Here is a 2,241-nt window from a genome sequence, read left to right on the forward strand (position 1 = left end):
TGCCGCGGCCGGAGGCGCCCGCCGCGCCGCCGGTGCGGCCGGTGCCGCTCGCCGTGTCCGGGCTGCTCGCCGCGGCGCTGACCGCGTACGTATGGTCCGCCCACGGGGCCAAGCCCGGCGTCCTGCTGCTGCTCGGCCTCGCCCTGGGCGTCGCCCTCTTCCACTCCCGCTTCGGCTTCACCTCCGCCTGGCGGCAGCTGGTGGCCGTCGGCAACGGCACCGGGCTGCGCGCCCACGCCCTGCTGCTGGGCACGACGGCCACGCTGTTCGCCCTGCTCATCGGGACGAAAACCGGGCTGTTCGGCTCCGTGCCTGCGCCCTCGGGCGGACCGCTGGGGCTCGGGCTGCTGATCGGCTCGTTCCTCTTCGCCGTCGGCATGCAGCTCGGTGGGGCCTGCGCCTCCGGCACCCTCTTCGCGGTCGGCTCGGGGCAGACGTCGATCGTGCTCACGCTCGGCGGCTTCATCGGCGGCGCCACCCTCGCCGCCTGGCAGTTCGATCTGTGGAAGGACCTGCCCTCGCTGGAGCCGGTCGTCATGGCGGACCACATCGGCTGGTTCGGCTCGTGGGCGGTGACGATCCTCGTGCTCGCCGCCATCGTCCTGGTCAGCCGACGCGTCCAGGCCCGCCGCAACCCGCCGCCGACCGGTCCGGTGCCCTCCGCGCGCGGTGCCGCCGCCCGTGTGCTGCGCGGCTCCTGGCCGCTGGCGGTCGGCGCGCTGGCGCTGGCCGTGCTGGGCGCCGGTGTGCTGCTCGTCTCCGGTGGCGCGTGGGGCGTCACCAGCGCCTTCAGCCTGTGGGGCTCGGAGCTGGTCCGCGCGCTCGGCGGCCACCCGGAGAGCTGGAGCTGGTGGCAGCAGCCCGGGAACAAGGAGATGCTCGCGGGGCCCGTGCTCGCCGACAAGACCAGCCTCACCGACATCGGCATCATGATCGGCGCGGCGGTCGCCGCGGCGCTCGGCGGCACCTGGACCCTGCACCGTGGTGTGCCGTGGCGTACGGCGACCGCGGCGGTGCTCGGCGGGGTGCTGATGGGCATCGGTGCCCGGTTCGCGGGCGGCTGCAACATCGGCGCCTACCTCGCGGGCATCGCCTCCGGCAGCCTGCACGGCTGGGTCTGGGGTGCCTTCGCCCTCCTCGGCACCTGGGCCGGGCTGAAGCTGCGGCCGCTCTTCGGACTCGGGAACCCGAAGCCGGGCGACGGCGTCTGCTGACGGCGCCGGCCCGTGGCCGGGAGGCGCGGGAGTCCCCGCGCCGTACCCGCCGGGTCCTTCCCGCCGCCGCGCTGGCGCTCGCGGCCGGCGCCGTGACGCTGTCCGCGCTCCCGGGCTCCGCGGTGGCCGGGAGCGCGAGCTACGGCACTCCGACCATCAGTCTCACCACCTCGTACCTGTCCGGCGCCGTCGGCGCCACCGGCGACCCGACGGTGACCGTGAAGGTCGGCCAGAGCGGTGCCGACGCGGGCGCGCTCACCGTGTCCGCCACCGCCACCACCCGCGGCTCGGTCGCCCAGGCCGGGGGTCATGGTGAGCGGCACCGGCGCCACCCGCGAGGTGGCCATACGGGCGCGCGGCAAGGGCTACACCTCACCCTCAAGGTGACCGGCCTCGGCGGCAGGAGCGCCACCACCACCCTGCACTACGCCGCCTCCGGCGCCGTGCGGAACGCCGCCGACACCCGCTACCTGACCGGCTCCAGCGACTCCTCCGCCGCCGTGGACGTCGGCGGCGGCCATATGGTCGTCGCCGACGACGAGTCCAACGTCCTGCGCCTGTACCGGCGCGACGCGTCCGGCGCGCCGATGCGCACCTGGGACGTCAGCTCCGGCCTGGGCGTCGACAAGGAGATCGACATCGAGGGCGCGGCCCGCGTCGGCGACACCATCTACTGGACCGGCTCGCTGGGCAACAACAAGGACGGTGAGCCGAAGGAGGACCGCTTCACCCTCTTTACCACCACCGTCTCCGGTTCCGGCGCCGCCACCGACCTCGAGGTCGACGGCTCGTACCAGGGCCTGCCACTGCGTACATCGGCTTCCGGGCGCCGCTGGTGGCGCCCGCCGACGGCGGCAAGGCGCTGCTGGTCCCGGTCACCAACGCCGACGAACTGGCCCGGTCGGTGGGCGACAAGGACACCCACGCCACCTTCGGCGACCCGGTCACCCTCGACCTCGGGGGCCTGAGCGTCCGCGACATCCGCCGCAACGACAAGGGCCAGTACCTGATCGTGGCCGGTTTCTGG

Annotated in this window: 2 protein-coding genes; both read left to right on the forward strand. The window is 74.8% G+C overall.

Annotation, left to right across the window (positions count from 1 at the left end; all coding sequences use genetic code 11):
* On the forward strand, positions 1 to 1,214 hold a 1,214-nt coding region (locus GWI24_RS43540; RefSeq protein ID WP_247617712.1), incomplete at its 5' end, for a YeeE/YedE family protein.
* Positions 1,215 to 1,306: 92 nt separating this feature from the next.
* Positions 1,307 to 2,182 (forward strand): hypothetical protein, encoded by an 876-nt coding sequence (locus GWI24_RS43545; RefSeq protein ID WP_374103413.1) that lies wholly within the window; start codon positions 1,307 to 1,309, stop codon positions 2,180 to 2,182.
* Positions 2,183 to 2,241 lie beyond the last annotated feature (59 nt).

Origin of the sequence: Streptomyces sp. MK37H, from assembly GCF_018035285.1 — a bacterium.
Taxonomy (GTDB): Bacteria; Actinomycetota; Actinomycetes; order Streptomycetales; family Streptomycetaceae; genus Streptomyces; species Streptomyces endocoffeicus.